The sequence below is a fragment of the Streptomyces scabichelini genome, from assembly GCF_011045015.1.
GTDB lineage: Bacteria > Actinomycetota > Actinomycetes > Streptomycetales > Streptomycetaceae > Streptomyces > Streptomyces scabichelini.
Genome location: NZ_JAAKZY010000034.1, coordinates 1 through 21,784, shown reverse-complemented (window position 1 = coordinate 21,784; position 21,784 = coordinate 1). Strand labels below are relative to the sequence as shown.

General features: G+C 69.1%; 17 protein-coding genes and 1 pseudogene. 11 read left to right on the top strand and 7 right to left on the bottom strand.

Annotated elements, in window-relative coordinates; all coding sequences use genetic code 11:
- Positions 1 to 7 precede the first annotated feature (7 nt).
- The 3 genes from gltX to G5C60_RS13480 form a co-directional block, all read right to left on the bottom strand.
- A complete protein-coding gene (gltX, locus tag G5C60_RS13490; RefSeq protein ID WP_165258540.1) occupies positions 8 to 1,483 on the bottom strand; it encodes a glutamate--tRNA ligase in 1,476 nt (491 codons plus the stop codon).
- Positions 1,476 to 2,264, bottom strand: a complete 789-nt coding sequence (locus tag G5C60_RS13485) for a fumarylacetoacetate hydrolase family protein (protein WP_165258538.1) — start codon at positions 2,262 to 2,264, stop codon at positions 1,476 to 1,478. The genes gltX and G5C60_RS13485 overlap by 8 nt, the downstream gene beginning before the upstream one ends.
- Positions 2,265 to 2,397: 133 nt before the next feature.
- Positions 2,398 to 2,595: a hypothetical protein gene (locus G5C60_RS13480; protein WP_165258536.1), complete on the bottom strand. Its 198-nt coding sequence runs from the start codon at positions 2,593 to 2,595 to the stop codon at positions 2,398 to 2,400.
- A 594-nt stretch (positions 2,596 to 3,189) separates the two neighbouring features.
- On the opposite strand from G5C60_RS13480, the gene G5C60_RS13475 reads away from it, so the two are divergent.
- The 9 genes from G5C60_RS13475 to G5C60_RS13435 all read left to right on the top strand — a co-directional run bounded on the left by G5C60_RS13475 (position 3,190) and on the right by G5C60_RS13435 (position 17,023).
- Entirely contained in the window at positions 3,190 to 7,044 is a 3,855-nt protein-coding gene (locus G5C60_RS13475) for a nitrate- and nitrite sensing domain-containing protein (protein ID WP_165258534.1), read from the top strand.
- Between the two features lie 9 nt (positions 7,045 to 7,053).
- Entirely contained in the window at positions 7,054 to 7,467 is a 414-nt protein-coding gene (locus G5C60_RS13470) for a roadblock/LC7 domain-containing protein (protein ID WP_055520031.1), read from the top strand.
- A 99-nt stretch (positions 7,468 to 7,566) separates the two neighbouring features.
- Positions 7,567 to 7,965, top strand: coding sequence for a DUF742 domain-containing protein (locus G5C60_RS13465; RefSeq protein ID WP_165258532.1), 399 nt, complete (start codon positions 7,567 to 7,569; stop codon positions 7,963 to 7,965).
- Positions 7,946 to 8,521, top strand: coding sequence for a GTP-binding protein (locus tag G5C60_RS13460; protein ID WP_033321071.1), 576 nt, complete (start codon positions 7,946 to 7,948; stop codon positions 8,519 to 8,521). The genes G5C60_RS13465 and G5C60_RS13460 overlap by 20 nt, the downstream gene beginning before the upstream one ends.
- 348 nt (positions 8,522 to 8,869) lie before the next feature.
- Positions 8,870 to 12,112, top strand: coding sequence for a nitrate- and nitrite sensing domain-containing protein (locus G5C60_RS13455; RefSeq protein WP_165258530.1), 3,243 nt, complete (start codon positions 8,870 to 8,872; stop codon positions 12,110 to 12,112).
- 10 nt (positions 12,113 to 12,122) lie between these two features.
- Positions 12,123 to 12,536 carry a roadblock/LC7 domain-containing protein gene (locus G5C60_RS13450; protein WP_004983065.1) on the top strand — a complete coding sequence of 138 codons (414 nt, stop codon included), beginning with the start codon at positions 12,123 to 12,125 and terminating at the stop codon, positions 12,534 to 12,536.
- A gap of 95 nt (positions 12,537 to 12,631) precedes the next feature.
- The gene (locus G5C60_RS13445) at positions 12,632 to 13,222 is read left to right on the top strand and encodes a DUF742 domain-containing protein (RefSeq protein WP_165258528.1); all 591 of its coding nucleotides are present in this window, start codon (positions 12,632 to 12,634) and stop codon (positions 13,220 to 13,222) included.
- The gene (locus G5C60_RS13440) at positions 13,203 to 13,784 is read left to right on the top strand and encodes a GTP-binding protein (RefSeq protein ID WP_009314218.1); all 582 of its coding nucleotides are present in this window, start codon (positions 13,203 to 13,205) and stop codon (positions 13,782 to 13,784) included. Before G5C60_RS13445 ends, G5C60_RS13440 begins: the two co-directional genes overlap by 20 nt.
- Positions 13,785 to 13,918: 134 nt before the next feature.
- Entirely contained in the window at positions 13,919 to 17,023 is a 3,105-nt protein-coding gene (locus G5C60_RS13435; RefSeq protein ID WP_165258526.1) for an NACHT N-terminal Helical domain 1-containing protein, read from the top strand.
- A gap of 66 nt (positions 17,024 to 17,089) precedes the next feature.
- Here G5C60_RS13435 and G5C60_RS13430 read toward each other — a convergent pair whose 3' ends face one another.
- The 4 genes and pseudogenes from G5C60_RS13430 to G5C60_RS51090 form a co-directional block, all read right to left on the bottom strand.
- Entirely contained in the window at positions 17,090 to 17,278 is a 189-nt protein-coding gene (locus G5C60_RS13430; protein ID WP_165258524.1) for an acyl-CoA carboxylase subunit epsilon, read from the bottom strand.
- A 46-nt stretch (positions 17,279 to 17,324) separates the two neighbouring features.
- The gene (locus G5C60_RS13425) at positions 17,325 to 18,917 is read right to left on the bottom strand and encodes an acyl-CoA carboxylase subunit beta (protein WP_165258522.1); all 1,593 of its coding nucleotides are present in this window, start codon (positions 18,915 to 18,917) and stop codon (positions 17,325 to 17,327) included.
- Between the two features lie 116 nt (positions 18,918 to 19,033).
- Entirely contained in the window at positions 19,034 to 19,225 is a 192-nt protein-coding gene (locus tag G5C60_RS13420; RefSeq protein WP_165258520.1) for a hypothetical protein, read from the bottom strand.
- Positions 19,226 to 19,486: 261 nt separating this feature from the next.
- Positions 19,487 to 20,136, bottom strand: a pseudogene (locus G5C60_RS51090) (polysaccharide lyase beta-sandwich domain-containing protein); the annotation flags it as partial.
- Between the two features lie 151 nt (positions 20,137 to 20,287).
- Here G5C60_RS51090 and G5C60_RS13410 point away from each other — a divergent pair.
- Both G5C60_RS13410 and G5C60_RS13405 read left to right on the top strand, forming a co-directional pair.
- Positions 20,288 to 20,908, top strand: coding sequence for a YceI family protein (locus G5C60_RS13410; protein ID WP_165258518.1), 621 nt, complete (start codon positions 20,288 to 20,290; stop codon positions 20,906 to 20,908).
- Positions 20,909 to 21,103: 195 nt separating this feature from the next.
- Positions 21,104 to 21,739, top strand: a complete 636-nt coding sequence (locus G5C60_RS13405) for a hypothetical protein (RefSeq protein ID WP_165258516.1) — start codon at positions 21,104 to 21,106, stop codon at positions 21,737 to 21,739.
- Positions 21,740 to 21,784 lie beyond the last annotated feature (45 nt).

Sequence of the window (21,784 nt, the reverse complement as noted above, 5' to 3'; positions counted from 1 at the left end):
GTGTGTGCTACGCGGTCAGCTTCGCCAGGGCCGCGTCGATGCGGGACAGCGTCTTCTCCTTGCCCAGGACTTCCAGGGACTCGAAGAGGGGGAGGCCGACCGTGCGGCCGGTGACGGCGACGCGGACGGGGGCCTGGGCCTTGCCGAGCTTGAGGCCGTGCTCCTCGCCCGCCGCGAGGACGGCGGCCTTCAGCGCCTCCGGACTCGTCCAGTCCGCGGATTCCAACTTCGCGCGGGCCGTGCGCAGGAGCGCGTCCGAGCCCTCCTTCATCGCCTTGTTCCAGGAGGCCTCGTCCTCGACGGGCTCCTTCAGGAACAGGAAGTCGACGTTCTGCGTGATGTCGGACAGGACCGTGAGGCGGGTCTGGGCGTGCGGGGCGATCGCCTCCCACTTGGCCTGGTCGAAGTCCTCGGGCGCCCAGGACGCGTGCGGGGCCTTCAGCCACGGGCCGCAGGCCTCGACGAACGCCTTCACGTCCAGCCGCCGGATGTGGTCGGCGTTGATCGCCTCGCACTTCTTCAGGTCGAAGCGGGCCGGGTTCGGGACGACGTCCTTGATGTCGAAGGCCGCGACCATCTCGTCGATCGAGAAGACATCCTGGTCCGCGGAGAGCGACCAGCCGAGCAGGGAGAGGTAGTTGAGCAGGCCCTCCGGGAGGAAGCCACGCTCCCTGTAGAGGTTCAGCGACGACTGCGGGTCGCGCTTGGAGAGCTTCTTGTTGCCCTCGCCCATGACGTACGGCAGGTGCCCGAAGGCGGGCACGGACTTGGCGATGCCCAGCTCGGTCAGTGCCTTGTAGAGGGCGATCTGGCGCGGGGTCGACGACAGCAGGTCCTCGCCGCGCAGGACGTGGGTGATCTCCATGAGGGCGTCGTCGACGGGGTTCACGAGCGTGTACAGGGGTGCCCCGTTGGCTCGTACGATCCCGTAGTCCGGCACGTTCTCCGGCGTGAACGTCAGCTCGCCGCGGACCAGGTCCGTGAAGGTGATCGGCTCGTCGGGCATGCGGAAGCGGACGATGGGCTCGCGGTCCTCGGTCCTGTACACCGCGAGCTGCTCGTCGGTGAGCGCGCGGCAGTGACCGTCGTAGCCGGAGGGCTTGCCGGCCGCGCGGGCGGCCTCGCGGCGGGCGTCCAGTTCGGACGTCGAGCAGTAGCAGTAGTACGCGTGGCCGCCGTCCAGGAGCTTGCGCGCGACGTCCTGGTAGATGTCCATGCGCTGCGACTGGCGGTACGGCGCGTGCGGGCCGCCGATCTCCGGGCCTTCGTCCCAGTCGAAGCCGAGCCAGCGCATCGAGTCCAGCAGCTGCTCGTACGACTCCTCGGAGTCGCGGGCCGCGTCGGTGTCCTCGATGCGGAAGACCAGGGTGCCGCCGTGGTGGCGGGCGAACGCCCAGTTGAACAGGGCGGTGCGGACCAGGCCCACATGGGGGTTGCCGGTCGGCGAGGGACAGAAACGTACGCGGACGTTCGCGTTAGCCACGCTTGATCACCTTGTTGGTGAGAGTGCCGATGCCTTCGATGGTGACGGCGACCTCGTCGCCGACGTTGAGTGGGCCGACCCCTTCCGGGGTGCCCGTGAGGATCACGTCGCCGGGGAGCAGCGTCATGGCCTCCGTGATGTTCACGATCAGATCCTCGATGGAGTGGATCATGTCGCTCGTACGCCCCAGTTGGCGCTGCCCGCCGTTGACCGTGCACTGGATGGTCAGGTCGGACGGATCGACGTCCGTCTCCACCCAGGGGCCGAGCGGGCACGAGGAGTCGAAGCCCTTGGCCCTCGCCCACTGCTTCTCGCGCTTCTGGACGTCGCGCGCGGTGACGTCGTTGGCGCAGGTGTAGCCGAGGATGACGTCCTTGACGCGCTCGCGCGGGACCTCGCGGCACATACGGCCGATGACCACGGCCAGCTCGGCCTCGTGGTGCAGTTCCTGCGAGAAGGAGGGGTACGCGATCTCGTCGCCGGGGCCGATCACCGAGGTGGACGGCTTGAAGAAGGCGAACGGGGCGTCGGGCACCTCGTTGCCGAGTTCCTTCGCGTGCTCCGCGTAGTTGCGGCCGAAGGCCACGACCTTGTTCGGGAGCACCGGCGGCAGCAGCCGGACCTTGCTCAGCGGGACCTTCGTACCGGAGAGGTCGAAGTCGGCGAATGGGATGCCCTTGATGATGTCGAGGACGAGCCCGTCGGTCGATCCAGGAGGGCTCTCGCCCTCGACCGCGCCGAACGCGACGTTGCCGTCGATGGAGAACCTGGCGATGCGCACGGGATCTTGCGCCCCTCTACTGAGCCGGCCGGAGTATGACGCTCCAGGCTAACGCGGCAAGGGGACGCGACCTCGCGCAATTGCGTCCGGTGGATCGGGTGGATCGGTGAGGGCTCGTCCTCGATTCGGAGTCCTACTGCGCAGTGGTGGCCGCGACCGGGATGTCCTCCAGGACCGTGCGCCGGGGGTTGGCGGTCTGGGCGGGGAGCTCGACGGTGTGCTCCTGGTGTTCCCGCTGCTCCGGCGTCCGCAGCTCGTCGGCGTCCTCGAGGTGCGCCAGCGTGGTGCGTCGCGGATTGGCTATGTTGCGGAACATCATCGTCGTCTTCATGTGCGGTGTCTGACCCCGTCGGTACGGGCGCCGCGCACGGCCAACGGCCTTCGCGCGAGCGCGTGTTGTCGGATTTGCTGTGCCTGTAAAGCCTTAGGCTAAACATCCGATTCCCCGGGAAAGTTGTGAAGACCCCATGATCACCGTGTGAGTTTCCTCACGAACCACCCGTCAAAACGGTCAATTCAGGCCGACAGCCGACCCCGACGAAACGGGCATTCCGCCACTGAAGACATCATTCCGCTCCTGATCATGGCGACTGGGACACGTCTCGCGCACGAGCGAAGCGGCATGATATGCCCGTTACGTACAGGATCACTTTCTACGTCTCGTAACCCGCCCCTCACGAGGGGTCACGTTGGTCACAGCATGGCCATGGCCCTTGTTGGAGATCCGGCACTGTGCTGGAATTCCACGAACCGTCGCCGGATCGAACCGGCGCACAGGGGGCGCGAAGCAGCGCCGCATGGCGGCGGGAATGGGGGAGACAGCGCCGGTCACGACGACCGACAAAAGGCGCATTGCGCCGGGTACGACGCCGACACCGTCCCGCCGTCACGCGGAGGGGCGCCTGGTCCAGAGGTTGCGACGCTAGTGCAGGGACGTTTCAAGAGGGATGGCAGCGCTTCGGCGGAGCCGGGGCCGCAGGGCGGGACCGACCGCGGCTCCTCGCCCCAGCACGCCCAGAACCCGGGACCGGCACTGACCGGCGACAGCGGTCAGCGCGCCTCGCGCCTCGGCGCGGCAGGCACATCGGGGGGAGCCCCGTCCGGAACGCCCGCGCCCCCGGCAGCCAAGCCGAAGGGCCCCAGCGGCCCCGGCTCACGAATAGCCCTGCGGAACTGGCGCATCTCGACCCGTCTGGTCTCGCTGCTCGCGCTGCCCGTGGTCGCCGCGACCTCGCTCGGCGCGCTGCGCATCAGCGACTCCATGGACGACATCCAGCAGCTCGACAACATGAAGCTGCTGACCGACATGACCGAGCAGGCGACCGAGCTCGCCGCGGCGCTCCAGGAGGAGCGCGACAAGTCGGCCGGACCGCTGGCGCACGGCGCGAACCCGAACGACGCCACCATCAAGGGCGTACGCGACAAGACGGACCGCGCGCGAACCGCCTTCATGGAGGGCTCGCGCGAGATCGACGACGCGAGCAACGACGAGAACCTCGACGGCGTCCGCGACAACGTCGTCTCCATCGCCTCCGAGCTGGCCAAGCTCAAGCCCATCCGCAACGACGCCTACGCGGATCCCGAGAACTCCGCCCAGACGGTCGAGGCGTACCACCGGCTCATCGACCAGCTGCTCGGCCTCTCGCAGGACATGGCGCAGGCGACCAGCAACCCGGAGATGATCCAGCGCACCCGCGCCCTGGCGGCCTTCTCCTCCGCCAAGGAGTACGCGTCGATCCAGCGCGCCGTCATCGCCGCGGCCCTGCCCGCGAACGACAAGACGTTCGGCAATCTCTCGGAGAACGACCGTCAGTACGCGGCCTCGGCGCTGGACAGCCAGGAGTCCGAACTCACCAGCTTCGCCAGCATCTACGACGGCAACGCGCCGGCCCTGACGAAGCCGATCGACGACGGCAGCCCGACCATCGAGGCCGCCGACAACTACGCACGGCGCGTGCTCGCCCGTGAGAACGCGCTGGAGGACCGCGAGAAGCGCTCGTACCTGGACTGGATCGACTCCGACTCCGCCAAGATCCAGGAAATGGCCAAGATCGAGCTCACGCTGCTCAACCAGATGGAGCAGAAGGCGCGTGAGCTGCGCAATGAGTCCGAGCGGGAAGCGATCATCTCCGGTGCGCTGATCCTGCTCGTCCTCGGTGTCTCGCTGGTCGGCGCCTTCGTGGTCGCCCGGTCCATGATCCGCTCGCTGCGCCGCCTCCAGGACACCGCGACCAAGGTCGCCCAGGACCGGTTGCCCGAGCTGGTCAAGCAGCTGTCCGAGTCGGACCCGCAGGACGTCGACACCTCCGTCCAGTCGGTCGGTGTGCACTCCAAGGACGAGATCGGCCAGGTGGCCGCGGCCTTCGACGACGTGCACCGCGAGGCCGTACGACTGGCCGCCGAGCAGGCCCTGCTGCGGGGCAACGTCAACGCGATGTTCACCAACCTCTCGCGCCGCTCCCAGGGCCTCATCCAGCGTCAGCTGTCGCTGATCTCCGAGCTGGAGTCCCGCGAGGCCGACCCGGACCAGCTGTCCTCGCTGTTCAAGCTCGACCACCTCGCGACCCGCATGCGCCGTAACGGCGAGAACCTCCTCGTTCTCGCCGGTGAAGAGCCCGGCCGCCGCTGGACCCGCCCGGTCCCGCTGGTCGACGTGCTCCGCGCCGCCGCCTCCGAGGTGGAGCAGTACGAGCGCATCGAGCTGTCCTCGGTCCCGGCCACCGAGGTCGCGGGCCGGGTCGTCAACGACCTCGTGCACCTGCTCGCCGAGCTGCTGGAGAACGCCACCTCGTTCTCCTCGCCGCAGACCAAGGTCAAGGTCACCGGTCACGCGCTGCCCGACGGCCGCGTACTGATCGAGATCCACGACACCGGTATCGGCCTCTCCCCCGAGGACCTCGCGGCGATCAACGAGCGGCTCGCATCGCCGCCCACCGTGGACGTCTCGGTCTCGCGCCGCATGGGTCTGTTCGTGGTCGGCCGGCTTTCGCAGCGGCACGGCATCCGCATCCAGCTGCGTCCGTCGGACTCCGGTGGTACGACCGCGCTGGTCATGCTGCCCGTCGATGTCGCCCAGGGCGGCAAGAAGGTACCGGGCAAGCCGGGCCAGGGCGCGGGTGTCGGCGGTCCTGCCGCCGCGCAGGCCGCGGCCGGTGTCGCGGCGGCCCGTCGTGGCGGTGCCGGCAGTGGTCCCGCGCTCGGCGCGGGTGCCGGTGGCGGCGCGGCCCCCGGTGGCCCCGGACGCCTGAACTCCGGGCCGCAGCGCGGTCAGGTCGGTGCCGGCTCGGCTCCGCGGCCCGCGCTGACCGGGAGCGACTCGGGCGGTCGTCCGAGTGGGCCGGGCGGAGCACGCGGACCTCAGCCGCCGCAGCCGCCGCAGCCCCCGCAGGGCAGGCCGACTCCGGCAGGTGCCGCGCCGGGTGCGCCGCAGGGCCTGCAGGCCGCGGGCACGGGTGCGCCGCAGGGCTTCGACGGTTTCAACGACAGCGGCCGTCAGGACTTCGGCGGCCCCCGTGGTGCCGTACCGCCGCCTCGGCGCCCCGAGAACAACTCCGAGCAGGGCCGTGGCCCCCGCCAGCCGCAGCTGCCGCCGCCCGGTGGTCCGCGTGCCGAGCTGCCCGGGGGCAACCCGCAGCCGCGCGTGCCCACCTGGAGCGACGACAACGCGCAGCCGCCGGTGCCGCGCGACTCCCTGGACGCCCCGCGCGGCCACGAGGAGTCGGACGCCACCTCGCACATGCCGCGCGTCGACGGCCGCCAGGGTCCGGGCTCGACCGCTGAGATCCCGCGGATCGACGACCGCCAGGGTGCCGGCGCCACGGGCGAGTTCGCCCGGCCGGACGTCGACGCCCCGCGTCCCGGCGGACCGTCCGACTTCGACATGCCGCGTCCCGGCTCGGGAGCCCAGCAGGGCTCCGGGCAGTTCGTGCGCCCGGACGTGTTCGGTCCGCCGAATCCTTCCGCCAGGCAGAACCCGTCTCCGAACGGGCGGTTCCCGGCATCCGGCTACAACGGTTCCTCCGCGGACCGTGACGGCCGGGACAGCCGCGACGGCCGCCAGGACACCGGTCAGTTCCCCGCTCCCGGCCGGAGCGAGCGCCAGGACGCGTCCAGCACGGGCGAGTTCCCGGTGCCGGGCCGCGGCGAGGGCCAGGGCGGTGGCGACACCGGCCAGTCCGAGCGCCCCGGAGCGGGCGGGACCAACGGCAGCCAGCGCCCCCAGCGTCCGCAGCCGCGTCGTCGTCCCTCGCTTCCCCCGCAGCCCCGGCACGAGCCCGAGGGCCTGCCGCCGGCGACGGGTCCGGGCGACGGACGTACACCGCTGTACGACACTCTGGAGACCAACTGGTTCAACCAGGCTCAGGGCAACGGCGCCCGGAGCGAGCCGGCGTCTTCCACGTCCTCCATGGACACCCCACCGCAGCAGCCCTCCCAGGCTCCCGCGGCCCCACAGCGCCCGGCGTCGGCACCGGCTCCCGCCGTCACGTCGTCCTGGCGCGCCACTCCCAACGACGAACTCGGCCGCCAGGCCGAGCGGGTACGCCAGCCCACCGCGGGTGGCGTCACCGTCTCCGGCCTGCCGCGCCGGGTGCCCCGCGCGAACCTCGTCGCGGGCACGGCTCAGCAGCAACAGCACCAAAGCGGTCCGCAGGTCTCGCGTGCGCCCGATGACGTACGCGGCCGGCTGACCAACCTTCGTAGGGGCATTCAGCAGGGTCGTCAGGCCGGTACCGGCCAGACGGGCAGCTTCCCCAGCCCCACTCACCAGCAGGAGCGTTAGTTGAGCCAGATGAGCCAGGCGGCACAGAACCTCAACTGGTTGATCACCAACTTCGTTGACAACACCCCAGGGGTGTCCCACACCGTCGTCGTCTCCGCCGACGGTCTCCTTCTGGCGATGTCCGAAGGGTTTCCGCGCGACCGCGCCGACCAGCTCGCGGCCGTCGCCTCCGGACTGACCTCACTCACCGCCGGCGCCTCCCGGATCTTCGAGGGCGGCACGGTGGCCCAGACCGTGGTCGAGATGGAGCGCGGCTTCCTCTTCCTGATGTCCATTTCCGACGGTTCGTCGCTCGCGGTCCTCTCCCACCCGGACTGTGACATCGGCCTCGTCGGATACGAGATGGCCCTGCTCGTCGACCGTGCGGGGGCCGTGCTCACGCCCGACCTGCGTGCCGAACTGCAGGGCAGCCTGCTGCACTAGATCCCCCCGCAAGGCAAGACCCACCGTCAGGCCGCCGCTCCCCCACCGGCCCAGATCGACGGCACGAATGACCGACTTGCTGTCCCGCCCGGAGGATTCATGACCCCGCCCACCGCCTCTCACGATCCGTACGCAGAGCCGTACGGGGACGAGGGCGACCAGCCGCTGGTACGTCCGTACGCGATGACCGGCGGCCGGACCCGGCCGCGCTACCAGCTCGCCATCGAGGCACTGATCAGCACCACGGCCGACCCGGCGCAGCTGATGGGGCTGCTCCCCGAGCACCAGCGGATCTGCCACCTCTGCCGTGAGGTCAAGTCGGTGGCGGAGGTGTCGGCGCTTCTGTCCATGCCACTCGGTGTGGCACGGATTCTCGTCGCGGACCTCGCGGAGGCCGGTCTCGTCGCCATTCACCAGCCGGGTGGCGACGAGAGCAACGGCGGCGCGCCGGACGTGACACTGCTCGAAAGGGTGCTCAGTGGACTTCGCAAGCTCTGACGGAGGGCGGGCGACCACCTCCGCGAAGATCGTGGTGGCGGGTGGCTTCGGCGTGGGCAAGACCACGTTCGTCGGGGCCGTCTCCGAGATCAACCCGCTGCGCACCGAGGCCGTCATGACGTCCGCGTCCGCGGGCATCGACGACCTGACCCACACCGGGGACAAGACCACCACGACGGTGGCCATGGACTTCGGCCGTATCACCCTGGACCAGGACCTGATCCTGTACCTCTTCGGTACGCCGGGTCAGGACCGGTTCTGGTTCATGTGGGACGACCTGGTACGCGGCGCCATCGGCGCCGTGGTCCTGGTGGACACCCGGCGTCTCGCCGACTGCTTCCCGGCGGTCGACTACTTCGAGAACAGCGGACTGCCCTTCGTGATCGCCCTCAACGGCTTCGACGGGCACCAGCCGTACACCCCCGACGAGGTCCGGGAGGCCTTGCAGATCGGTCCCGACTCCCCGATCATCACGACGGACGCCCGACACCGGGCGGATGCCAAGAGTGCGCTGATCACGCTGGTCGAGCATGCACTCATGGCACGTCTGCGATAGCACCCAAGTCGGCCATGCTGTACGGCAGTTGTCGTAGAAACCCTGGAGCCGGCTGTGTCCTTTGACACGGTCGGCCAAGGTGTTCATAACGTTTCGACAGAGAAATTCAGTGGTACCGACACGCGTCGCGGTCGCATGGTGCCGCTGTGCTCACAAAGGCCCCGCCTTTTGGCGGGGCTCGCTCTTTATGACCGTTTTATCTGGGGCTTACAGAGCCCGGAATCTGCGGTTCCGAGTGTTTGGAGGAGCACAGCCTGACGTGCTGGAATGCCAGAACTGCCCGGTAGTAAGGGCCGAAAGACACACGCGGCACAACGTAGGTGCCGGCGCCGAGAGGTTGTTGGTCGAGTGAGGCGAAGCAAGAACGGTCCCGAGCCGTCGGCACGGGGCAACTTCACCCCGCCGCCGCGCGGAGCGGCACCCGCACCCGTGCCCCGGTCGGAGCCGACGGCCCCACCGCCGTCGAGCGGTAGTCGGCTGTCTCCGCGTAACTGGCGCGTACCGACCAGACTGAATGCCATCCTGCTCATACCCGTGCTGGTCGGCCTGGTCATGGGCGGCTTCCAGGTGAAGGGCTCGATCGACACCTGGAACGAAGCGCAGGACGCCGAGAAGATCGCGCAGATCGTGGCCTCCGCCTCGGAGTACGCCGCGGCCATGCTCAACGAGCGCGACCTCTCCGCCGAGCCGCTGTTGAAGGACAACCCGAGCGACGCGGACAAGAAGCTCATCGACCAGGTCCGCGCCACCACCGACGAGAAGGCCGACGCCTTCCACGAGTCCGTCAAGGGCATGCCGACCGGTTACGGCCTGGAGCGCCGGCTGCGGCTCGTGGAGGAGGCGGAGCCGAAGCTGGCGGGGCTGCGCAAGGCCGCGTACACCACCGCCATGGACCCGGTGAAGACCGAAGAGGGCTACGTCACCGTCGAGCACTACCTGCTGGAGTTCTCCAACGAGCTCGGCCTGGGCACCGGCAACATCACCAGCTACGGCCGCACCGTGTACGCCGCCGCGCTGGCCAAGGGCGCCGCCTCGCTGCAGCGCTCGATCGGTATGCACCTGCTCGTCAAGCCCAGCGAGGACGAGGCCGTCTACAACCGGCAGCGCGTCGCGTTCACCTCCTACGCCTACCTGGAGAACATCGCGGTCCAGGAGTACATCTCCGGCGGCACGGAGCAGGACGCCACCAAGCTCCGGAATGTCATGGGGCAGAAGACCAAGGAGGGCGAGCAGCGGATCGCCGAGGCCAAGCGCAAGGCCGAGGCCGCGGACCAGAAGTTCGTGGCCCCGCCCGCCATGGACCAGATGGTCCAGGGCATCGCCGCCAGGCAGCCCGACCAGCTGGCCACGCAGGGCATCACCCCGGCGACCTGGATGGCCGCGTCCACCGCCAAGTTCGACGGCTACGACGAGGTGGAGTCCGACCTCATCGACACGGCCCTCGCCGACGCGGACAACATCGCCTCCGACGCCCAGCGTGACGCCATCATCAACGGCGCCATCGTCATCGTCGCTCTGCTCGCCGCGTTCATCATCGCGTCCCTCATGGCCCGCCAGATGAGCCGCTCGATGCGCCAGCTGCGCAACGCCGCCTTCGGTGTCGCCGAGCAGCGCCTGCCGATGCTGGTCGACCAGCTCTCCCGTACCGACCCCGGCCGGGTCGACACCCGGGTCGCGCCCATTCCGATCACCTCCACGGACGAGATCGGCGAGGTCGCGCGCGCCTTCGACCAGGTCCACCGCGAGGCCGTACGACTGGCCGCCGAGCAGGCTCTGCTGCGGGGCAACATCAACGCGATCTTCACCAACCTGTCGCGCCGCAACCAGTCGCTGATCGAGGGCCAGCTGACCCTGATCACCGACCTGGAGAACAACGAGGCCGACCCGGACCAGCTGGAGAACCTCTTCCGTCTGGACCACCTCGCGACCCGTATGCGCCGCAACGGCGAGAACCTCCTGGTCCTCGCCGGCGAGGAGCCCGGCCGCCGCTGGGACCAGCCGGTCCCGCTGGTCGACGTGCTGCGCGCCGCCTCCTCCGAGGTGGAGCAGTACGAGCGCATCGAGCTGTCCGGCGTCCCGGAGGCCGAGATCCACGGCCGCGCCGTGACCGACCTCGTGCACCTGCTCGCCGAGCTCCTGGAGAACGCCACCACGTTCTCCTCCCCGCAGACCAAGGTCCGCGTCACCGCCACCCGGCTGCCCGACGGCCGCATCATGGTCGAGATCCACGACAAGGGCATCGGCCTCACCGCCGAGGACTTCGCGGACATCAACCACAAGCTGGCCAACCCGCCGACCGTGGACGTCGCGATCTCGCAGCGCATGGGCCTGTTCGTGGTCGGCCGGCTGTCCGACCGGCACGGCATCCGCGTCCAGCTGCGCCCCTCGGGCGAGCAGGCCGGTACGACGTCCCTCGTCATGCTCCCCGACGCGATCACCCACGGTGGCGGCGGCGAGCAGCAGTCGCAGCGCGACGACTTCACGGTCTCGCAGATCATCCCGGAGCAGCAGTCCTTCCAGGGCGAGGACTTCCAGGGTCCGCCGCTGCGCACGGCCGCCGAGCTGGGCTTCGACGACAGCCGCTACGCCGACGTCCCGGACGACATACGCGAGCTGGACCCCGTCGGCCGCTCGCTGATGCGTGAGGAGCGCCGCGCGGCCCTGGAGGCCCAGTCACAGCAGGGCCAGCCGGAGCTCGAGGCGGCGCCCTTCCGCGACGACTTCGACCGGCAGCAGTCCGGCTACGACGACGGCCAGTCCGGCTACGGCGGCGAGCGCCCCGCCTATGACGAGGGTCGGCCCGCGTACGACGGCGCACCGGGCGCGTACACCGATCAGCCCTCGTACGACCAGCAGATGCCGTACGCGGAGCAGCAGCCGTCGACGTACGACGAGACGTACTTCCCGTCGACCGGCGGCTACCCGGAGCCCTCCTATGCGGAGCCGGTCCAGGAGGAGCAGCCGACCACCCACGGATCCCCGCAGGAAAGGTTCTCGCCGTTCGAAGACCAGTCCTACCAGGACGACTGGCCGCAGCAGGACGAGTACCGGAACGGATATCAGTCCGAGTACGCTCCGGAAACGGAATCCGCGCAGGCCGCTGACGTGGCCGAGCAGGACCGCGTAGGCTTCGATCGTCCGGGACCGGCCCCCTCCGCCGCCCACGAGCTGACCGACGCCGGGCTTCCGCGCCGCGGATCCACCGCGAGCGGCACCAACGGCCGACAGCACGTGAGCCAGGATGCGCCGGCCCCCGCGGACAGCAGTGGCAGCAACGGCAGCGGCAGCAACGGCACCGGTGACTGGCAGACGGCCAACGACCAGCGGTGGCAGCGCGCCGAACAGCTGAAGAAGCCCAAGGCGGGCGGGGTCACCTCCTCCGGCCTGCCACGGCGGGTACCCAAGGCCAACCTGGTCGAGGGCACCGCTGAATCGACCCAACAGGGCGGCCCTCAGGTCTCCCGCGCCCCCGAGGACGTCCGGGGCAGGCTGAGCAACCTGCGCCGGGGTGTCCAGCGGGGACGTAACGCAGGCAGTGAAACGAACGGCCAGGGCTTCAGCCCTGATAGCACCTACAACCAGGAGCGTTAGTGTGAGCCCGATGAGCCAGGCGGCGCAGAACCTGAACTGGTTGATCACCAACTTCGTGGACAACACCCCCGGGGTGTCTCACACGGTGGTGGTCTCCGCCGACGGACTCCTTCTGGCGATGTCCGAAGGCTTTCCGCGCGACCGCGCCGACCAGCTGGCGGCCGTCGCGTCGGGTCTTACCTCACTGACCGCGGGCGCGTCCCGCATCTTCGAGGGCGGCAGTGTGAACCAGACAGTTGTGGAGATGGAGCGAGGATTCCTCTTCATCATGTCCATTTCCGATGGTTCGTCGCTCGCCGTCCTGGCACATCCGGAAGCGGACATCGGGCTCATCGGGTACGAGATGGCCCTTCTGGTGGACCGTGCCGGTACGGTTCTGACGCCTGATCTGCGTGCTGAGCTCCAGGGGAGCCTTCTCAACTAGCAGACAAGCGATACTTTTTGGCGTCCCGTGGCCGTAAGGTTTCGGACACGGCTATCCAGCGTGATGGGTGCCCGGCACAGTCGGAGGAGGAGAAAGTGGCAACACCCCCAGGCGGTTCGTCTTCGGGCAACTGGTCTTACGGTCCTGGCCAGGGCCAGGACCAGGGTGACGGTTCGCAGAACCCGAACCGGTACAACTTCCCCTCCGCGCCGAGCCACCGGCAGCGCCAGCCGTACGCGCCCCAGGGTCCCGGTCCTTCGCCGTACGACCAGCCGCCGGCGCCGCGCATCCAGCCCGTGCAGCCGCAGCGCCGCTCCCCTGAGCCCTCGCCCGCCGGCGGGGCATCGAACCCCTTGGTGCGTCCGTACGCCATGACGGGCGGCCGCACCAGGCCGCGGTACCAGCTCGCCATCGAGGCGCTGGTGCACACCACCGCGCAGCCGCACCAGATGCAGGGCCAGCTGCCCGAGCATCAGCGGATCTGCAACCTCTGCCGGGAGATCAAGTCGGTGGCCGAAATCTCGGCTCTGCTGACGATCCCTCTCGGCGTGGCCAGGATCCTCGTCGCCGACTTGGCGGAGGCGGGCCTGGTCGCCATCCATCAGCCCGGCGGCGACGAGAACGCCGGCGGCCAGCCAGACGTGACACTGCTCGAAAGGGTGCTCAGTGGACTTCGCAAGCTCTAGCGGCGGTCCTTCCCGCTCCACCACCTCGGCGAAGATCGTGGTGGCGGGTGGCTTCGGCGTGGGCAAGACCACGTTCGTCGGGGCCGTCTCGGAGATCAACCCGCTGCGTACCGAGGCCGTCATGACGTCCGCGTCCGCGGGTATCGACGATCTCACCCACACCGGAGACAAGACGACGACCACCGTCGCCATGGACTTCGGCCGCATCACCCTGGACCAGGACCTGATCCTGTACCTCTTCGGTACGCCCGGCCAGGACCGCTTCTGGTTCATGTGGGACGACCTGGTACGCGGCGCCATCGGCGCGATCGTCCTGGTGGACACCCGCCGTCTCGCCGACTGCTTCCCCGCGGTCGACTACTTCGAGAACAGCGGCCTCCCCTTCGTCATCGCGCTGAACGGCTTCGACGGCCAGCAGCCGTACAACCCGGACGAGGTGCGCGAGGCCCTCCAGATCGGCCCCGACACGCCGATCATCACGACGGACGCCCGGCACCGCGCCGACGCGAAGTCGGCGCTGATCACGCTCGTGGAGCACGCGCTGATGGCACGCCTTCGCTAGTCGTTCGCCCGCAGAAATCTTCCGCAGAAATCTGCAGAAACCTTGAGAAGGGGCCCTCTCCATCACAGGAGAGGGCCCCTTTGCCGTTGTCCCCTGCCACAATGAGCGCGTTTCCGTTCAGCGAGGGGGCTTGGATGAGCGCGGAAGCGGCCGCATTACGGCTGGGGACGACCGTGGCGAACACGGCCGCCCAGATGTGGCTGGGAGGCAAGCGGCGGGAGCAGGAGCGCCGGCTGCCGATGGACGAGCTCGTACGGGTGCGGGTGCCCGGCCTGCGGCTCCAGCGCAGCGTCCGCCGGCAGTTCGAGGAGATGGCCGACGCGGTCGCGGCCCGGATGGAGCCGTTCCTGGCGCATGAGTTCCGGGGGATGGACGAGAGCGGCCGGGAAGCGGCGGTCAACGGGGTGTGCGACACGTTCGCCGCGGCCGACCTGTCGGACGAGGCGGTCCTGGCGGCTGACGCCAGTCCCGCGGAACTGATCCGCCGGATCACCGGGACGGTGCGGGCGCCGGTCGGCCTGAACGAGGCGGAGGAGCGGTTCTACCGGCTGCTCTTCACCGAGTGCTGTCAGTACTACGTCAGCATCGTGCGGAGCCTGCCGGTGTTCGAGGAGCGTGCGCTGGCCGAACTGCTGGAACGCACCACCTCCCTGGGCACCGACGTGGCCCGTGTCCTGGAACGACTGCCCGACCGTTCACTGTTCGCGCCGGACGGCACCGACCAGGACATGGACTTCCGCCGTCTGTACATGGACCTGGTCAGCAACGACCTCGACGAGGTGGAGCTGTTCCGCCGCACGTCCGACCGCGCGGCGGCGCAGGTCCGGCTGTCGGTCGCGTACGTCAGCCTGCGGGCCACCGGAGACGCCGGAACCCGCCGCCGCGCCGCCGGCCGCTCCCTGCCCCTCCTGCGGCCCGACATGAGCGACTGGGAGGAGCCCGGCACGGAGAGCTCCGGGATGCGGGTCGAGGCCGCGCTCGGCGGGGCGTCGAGGGTGCTGCTGCGGGGCGAGGCGGGCTCGGGCAAGACGACGTTGCTGCGCTGGCTGGCGATCACGGCGGCGCGCGGCGCCTTCACCGCCGAGCTGGCCGACTGGAACGGCCTCACGCCGGTCTTCGTCAAGCTGCGGGAGTACAGCGGCCGTCCGCTGCCGAAGAAGCCCGAGGAGCTGCTGGACGGGGTCGCCGGAACCATCACCGGGATCATGCCCAAGGGGTGGGTGGAGCGCCAGCTCCGCGACGGCACGGTCCTGCTGCTGGTCGACGGCGTGGACGAGCTGCTCGGCGGGGAGCGCCGGTCGGTGCGGGAGTGGCTGCGCAAGCTGCTGGGGACGTACAGCGGTATACGGGTGGTGGTCACCTCGCGTCCGACCGCGGCCGGAGTGGACTGGCTGCGCAGGGAGGACTTCACGGCCCTCCACATGGACCGCATGACTCCACCGGACCTGGCGGCCTTCGTACGGCGATGGCATCAGGCGGTACGGGAACTGGGCGACGAACTCCCCTGCGCCGTGGACGAACTCCCCCGTTACGAGCAGTCCCTGCTGAACAGTCTCAAGGACCGGCCGCACCTCCCGTCCCTGGCCGGCACCCCGCTGCTCGCGGCCATGCTCTGCGCCATGCACCTGAACCGGGGCAGCCAACTCCCGCGCGACCGGATGGAGTTGTACAAGAACGCCCTGGACACGCTCGTCCACGACCGTGACACGGAGCGCAGCGTTCCGAGTGCGGTCGACAGCAAGCTCAGCCTCGGCGACAAGCTGGTCATACTCCGGGATCTGGCCTGGCGCCTGTCGGACAACAACCGCAGCGAGATCAGCGTGGACCAGGCCGCCGTCCACGTCGGCAGGAAGCTCGCGGCGATGCGGCATCTGGACGTCCAGGACGGCCACGGGGTCCTCGATCAGTTGCTGGAGCGCTCCGGGATACTCCGCGATCCCGTCCAGGGGCGCCTGGACTTCGTACACCGGACGTTCCAGGAGTACCTGGCCGCCGAGGAGGCCACGGAGGAGGACCGCATCGGCAACCTGGTCGGGCGGGCCCACCTCGACCTGTGGCGCGAGACGATCATCATGGCCGCCGGACACGCCAACACCCGCCAGCGGGAGGAGCTCCTGGGCGGCATCCTCGACCGCGCGGAGCGAGAACCCCGGCACGCACGGGCCTTGCGGCTGCTGGCGGCCGCCTGCCAGGAGACGATGCCTTCGGCCTCGGCAGAACTGGCGGGCCGCCTGGACGAGGCGGTGTCGGCGCTGCTCCCGGCCCGCAGAAAGACGGACCCGCCCGCGCTGGCGGCGGTGGGGACGAGTCTGCTGCGGAGACTGCCGCGCTCGCTGGGCGAGCTGACGGAGAAGGCCGCGGCTCAGACGGTACGGACGGTGGCGATGATCGGGGGTGAGGAGGCGTTGTCGCTCATGGCGGGGTACGCGGAGGACGAACGCGACGGCGTCATCGACGAACTCATCGGGGCCTGGAGGTACTTCGATGCGGACGCCTATGCCGATCAGGTCCTGGCGCCGCTGCCGCTGACGGGGCACACCGTCGAACTTACACACTCCGGCCAGTGGCACGCGGCGACTCGGTTGAGGTCCATCACCGACCTGTGGATCGGTTATCCGTTCCCAGATCTCGCTGCCGTGGCCCAGCTCTCGCCCCTGACGGAACTATCGATCCCCCAGCTCCGCGGCGCCGGTGACCTGTCGGTGATGGCAGCTCACCCAGGGTTGCGGGAGCTCGCGGTGCTGGGGCCAAGAGAGCTGATCAACCTAGAAACGGTGGGGAACCTGGGGAGTCTCGCCCACCTGTTCCTTGGACTCCGCGGTACGCCGACCCTCGACGGTCTGCGTCTTAGGCCAGCCGCGTCGGAGCTGAGCTTCTACGATGTGAGCGAGAGCACGGATTTGGGTGTTTTGAGCAGCTGCTGCGAGCCTTGGTTCCTCTACCTGGCGGGCCTGAACACCTGCATGCCACGCAGCATCAACGCCATCTCCGCGATGCGCGGGCTCAGGCACCTCTCCATCAAACGCTTCGACTTGTGCGCCTGGCTGAAGGCGAATGAGTCCCTTCCTCCTGCGTTGCGGACCCTCAACATCACAAACTGCGTCTTGCCCGACGGATCCGACGCCTACCGCCATCTCGGCGGTTCCCTGAAATCGGTACGGATCTCCTCGTGCCACACCCCAGACGGTCAGCCCATCACCACGCTGGATCTCCCCGACGTAGACGTCACCATCACATGACACCTCCAACACAACAGCCCCGCCCTCCCAAAGGAGTGCGGGGCCGAGCGTGGATCAAGCGAACCGTCAGCGCCAGCTGTGCGGTGCCCGGAAGCCGGGCTCCCGCTCCAGGCGGCGCCAGCCGGCCTTCGTGCGGCCACGGTGGGTCGCAGGCGCGGGCGCGGCCGCGGCGCGGGCCAGGAGGATCGCCGTGATGGCGGCGACTTCCTCGGGCTCGGCGTGGCCCTTCTCGACGCGAATGTCAGGGGTGCTCATAGACGTAAGTCTCCGTGAGTGAGGTTTCCGCGGGGGGACCGCAGCGTTACTGCGGCGGGTTTCCGTGCTTGCGGGACGGCAGATCCGCGTGCTTCGTGCGGAGCATGGCCAGTGAGCGGATCAGGATCTCGCGGGTCTCGGCGGGGTCGATCACGTCGTCCACCAGGCCGCGCTCGGCCGCGTAGTACGGGTGCATCAGCTCGGCCTTGTACTCCTTGACCATGCGGGCACGCATAGCCTCGGGGTCCTCGGCCTCGGCGATCTGGCGGCGGAAGATGACGTTGGCGGCGCCCTCGGCTCCCATCACCGCGATCTCGTTCGTGGGCCACGCGTAGGTGAGGTCCGCCCCGATGGACTGGCTGTCCATGACGATGTAGGCACCTCCGTACGCCTTCCGAAGGATCAGCGAGATCCGCGGCACGGTGGCGTTGCAGTACGCGTACAGCAGCTTCGCGCCGTGGCGGATGATCCCACCGTGCTCCTGGTCGACGCCGGGCAGAAAGCCGGGTACGTCCAAAAGGGTGACGATCGGGATGTTGAACGCGTCGCACATCTGCACGAACCGCGCGGCTTTCTCGGAGGCCTCGATGTCCAGGACACCGGCCAGGGACTGCGGCTGGTTGGCGACGATGCCCACCACCTGGCCGTCAAGGCGGGCCAGGGCGCAGATGATGTTGCGGGCCCAGCGCTCGTGGATCTCCAGGTAGTCGCCGTCGTCGACGAGTTCCTCGATGACCTTGGTCATGTCGTACGGCCGGTTGCCGTCCGCGGGGACCAGGTCCAGGAGGACGTCGCCACGACGGTCCGCGGGGTCCTCGGAGGCCGTGTGGGGCGGGTTCTCGCGGTTGTTCTGCGGGAGCATCGACAGGAGGTAGCGGACCTCCGCCAGGCAGGTCTCCTCGTCGTCGTACGCGAAGTGCGCGACGCCGGAGGTCTCGGCGTGCACGTCCGCGCCGCCGAGGCCGTTCTGGGTGATCTCCTCGCCGGTGACCGCCTTGACCACGTCCGGTCCTGTGATGAACATCTGCGAGGTCTCGCGGACCATGAACACGAAGTCCGTCAGCGCGGGGCTGTAGGCGGCGCCGCCCGCGCACGGGCCGAGCATGACGCTGATCTGCGGGATGACGCCGGACGCGCGGGTGTTGCGCTGGAAGATGCCGCCGTAACCGGCCAGCGCGCTGACGCCCTCCTGGATGCGGGCGCCCGCCCCGTCGTTCAGCGACACCAGCGGCGCCCCGGCCGCGATGGCCATGTCCATGATCTTGTGGATCTTCGTGGCGTGGGCCTCGCCCAGGGCGCCGCCGAAGATCCGGAAGTCGTGGGCGTACACGAAGACCGTGCGGCCCTCCACCGTGCCCCAGCCGGTGATCACACCGTCGGTGTACGGCTTCTTGGCCTCCAGGCCGAAGCCGGTGGCCCGGTGCCGGCGCAGCTGCTCGACCTCGTTGAACGAGCCCTCGTCCAGCAGGAGCTCGATGCGCTCCCGGGAGGTCAGCTTGCCCTTGGCGTGCTGCGCCGCGGTCGCCTTCTCGCTGGGGCCGGCGAGCGCCTGCGCGCGGATCTCGTGCAGCTCGGCCACACGTCCGTGCGCGTCGGTGGGTTCTCCGGCCGAGGATCCGGCATCGTCCAAAACGGTCATGTAGTGACCTTACGAAGTCCACCAACGAAAGCGGGCCGTCGACTCCTCACAGTCTCCGGAGCGTTTTCCTGGTACCCCTGAACAGAACCTCGCGAGCATGCAGGTCAACCACCAGCTCAGGGGCGGTGTGCGTTGTCGAGGTTCCACAAAGCCGCCCAGTGTGGCGTGCTGCACACCTCGCTCAAGGTCACCACATCCTCCGGCTGGGCCTCGTGGACCTTCTGGACGTCGTCCAGGACGCCCGTGAGGTACGAGAAGGCGAGGCGGCTGGCTGTCGGGGCCCGGCAGCCGGCCGCCCTCGGCGACACGCGCCGCCACCGGTTCGATCTCCCGGCGCGGGCGCGATCAGCCCCAGACGCCCGCAGATACGGACGGTCCGCTGTTTCCGCACCCACAGCGGAGCGCTACCGCACCTCGCACCGGAAGGTGGCTCCCGCCGTCCCAGGCCTCACCCGCACCCTCAACTCCCGGCCAGTCGCAAGGACTTCCACCCCCGCATCGGCCCGCACAACCTCCCGTACCGGCCGATCCCACACCACCTCCACCGGCTCACCCGCACGCTCGGGCCCGCTCACACACAGCAGCGCGTCCCCACGCCCATGACGCCCACGACGCCGTACGAGAACACTCGCCGGCGCCGAGACCGACAGCGGCCCCACGCTCCCGGCCCGCCAGAAGTTGGCCGCGGTCAGGCCCAGGGAGCTCACATGGACTGCCTGGCACCGGACGTCGTTGGCGAGAACCGACAGCCGGTCGTGGAGGGCGGCGACGATGTCCATCAGGAGGCGGGGGCTGCCGATCTGCCACTCCCACCAGTTGCCATAGCGGGTGGTGGAGGAGTTGTAGACGGTGGCGGAGAGGTGATCGATGCCCTTGATGACGTCGGCGAGGAGTGAGTCGTCGCCGGTCGAACCGGTGCCCTCCTGGACGTACGCCCGCGTCATCGTCCACAGCCTGCGGTGGCGGTCGGGGCCATGGTCTGTCTGAAGCCCCGGGCCAGATCGCCGGTCTCGGCGAGGCGGGCGGCGTAGGGCTCGGCGGTCGGGTCGTAGCCGGTGCCGAGTGCGATCTCCAGCCAGCGGCGGCGGAGGGTCGCGTACTCGTCCTCGTCCTTGTCGTCCGCGGCATGTGCGGCATAGGCAGCACATGAGGAGGCTGCGAGCGCGGCGCCGGCCGCGAGAGTCGCCGCCAGCAGAAACGTGCGACGGGTGGGGGTCACTGGCCGATGGTCCCCCAAGGCAACGGTGCGTAATCGACCCAACACACCCACGCTTCTGTTGAATTTTAAACGGAATAGTTCTACGGTCGATGTCATTGAAGATTAAACGGCTTCGGCGCAGCGCCGGAGCTCGTCCCCCAAGGAGTCAGTCATGGGTCTTTTCGGCCGCAAGGACACCGCCGCCACCGCCACAGCCACCGTCACGGCTCCCGCCGCCGTGAATCCCGACCTGGCCGCCCTCACCGGCGACTACACCATCGACCCGTCCCACTCGACGATCGGCTTCGTCGCCCGGCACGCCATGGTCACCAACGTCAAGGGCGCCTTCCTCGACTTCACAGGCACCCTGCACCTGGACGGCACCGACCCGTCCAGCTCGACCGCGTCCATCGACGTCACGATGGAGAGCATCGACACGGGCAACGCCGACCGCAACGGCCACCTCAAGAGCTCCGACTTCTTCAAGACGGACGAGTTCCCGACGATGACGTTCCGCTCCACCAAGGCGGAGGCGCTCGGCGGCGACGACTACCGGATCACCGGTGACCTGTCGATCCTCGGCACCACCAAGCCCCTCTCCATCGACCTGGAGTTCAACGGCTCCGCGAAGGACCCGTTCGGCAATGAGCGCGTCGGCTTCGAGGGCAAGGCGGAGATCCTGCGCTCGGAGTGGGGCCTTACGTACAACGCGGCGCTGGAGACCGGCGGAGTCCTCATCTCCGACAAGATCAAGCTGAACTTCGACATCTCGGCGATCAAGAACGCGGGCTGAGGCTGGGCTGCGGCGTTGAGGCCCCTGCGCTGGTCTCGCTCCACGTTCCGCTGCATTCCGCCACGCTGCACCACGCGTAACTACTGCGCCCATTTCGTGTGCGAACTGTGCAACAGCCGTACCCAGTACGGCTGTTGACGCACGATGAGCTGCGCCCCTGGCGCCCCGCCGGGGAGTCCAGTTCCAGGAGACGCAGTGAGCACGAAGACGGGACCCCAGCGCTACCCCGGCGCGAGCCGGACGCACTGGTACCAGGACGACTACGGCGGCGACGCGATAGAGGTCAACACCGTCGTCCTGCACACCACCGAGGGCCGCACCCTGCCGGGCTACGGCGGCGGAGCCTCGGCCCCGAACCTCACGGCGGTGCCGGACCTCGCCGCCGAGCAACTGAAGTGGTACCAGCACTTCGACATCGAGACCTCGTCCCGCGCCCTGGTCAACGAGTCGGGCGGTGTCGAGACCAACGCGCTCAACGTCTGCCAGATCGAACTCGTCGGCACCTGCGACCCGAAGACCCATGCCGAGTGGGCGGAGGCAGGACAGTCGCACATCTACTGGCCGAAGGCGCCCGACTGGGCCCTGCGCGGAGTCGCCCGCTTCCTGACATGGATGCACAACGAGCACGACGTACCCCTGTCAGGACCGAAGGCGTGGCCCGCCTACCCGAAGTCGTACGGGAACGGTGAGGGACAGCGTATGAGCGACGCGGAATGGAACGACTTCAACGGGGTCTGCGGGCACATGCATGTCCCCGAGAATCTCCACGGGGATCCTGGAGCGATCGACTTCTCCCAGCTCATCAAGTACGCGAAGGAGGCGGCGGACTAGGCGTCGGAGGCCTGGTCGGCCTCGACCCCGGCCCTGTCTCTTATA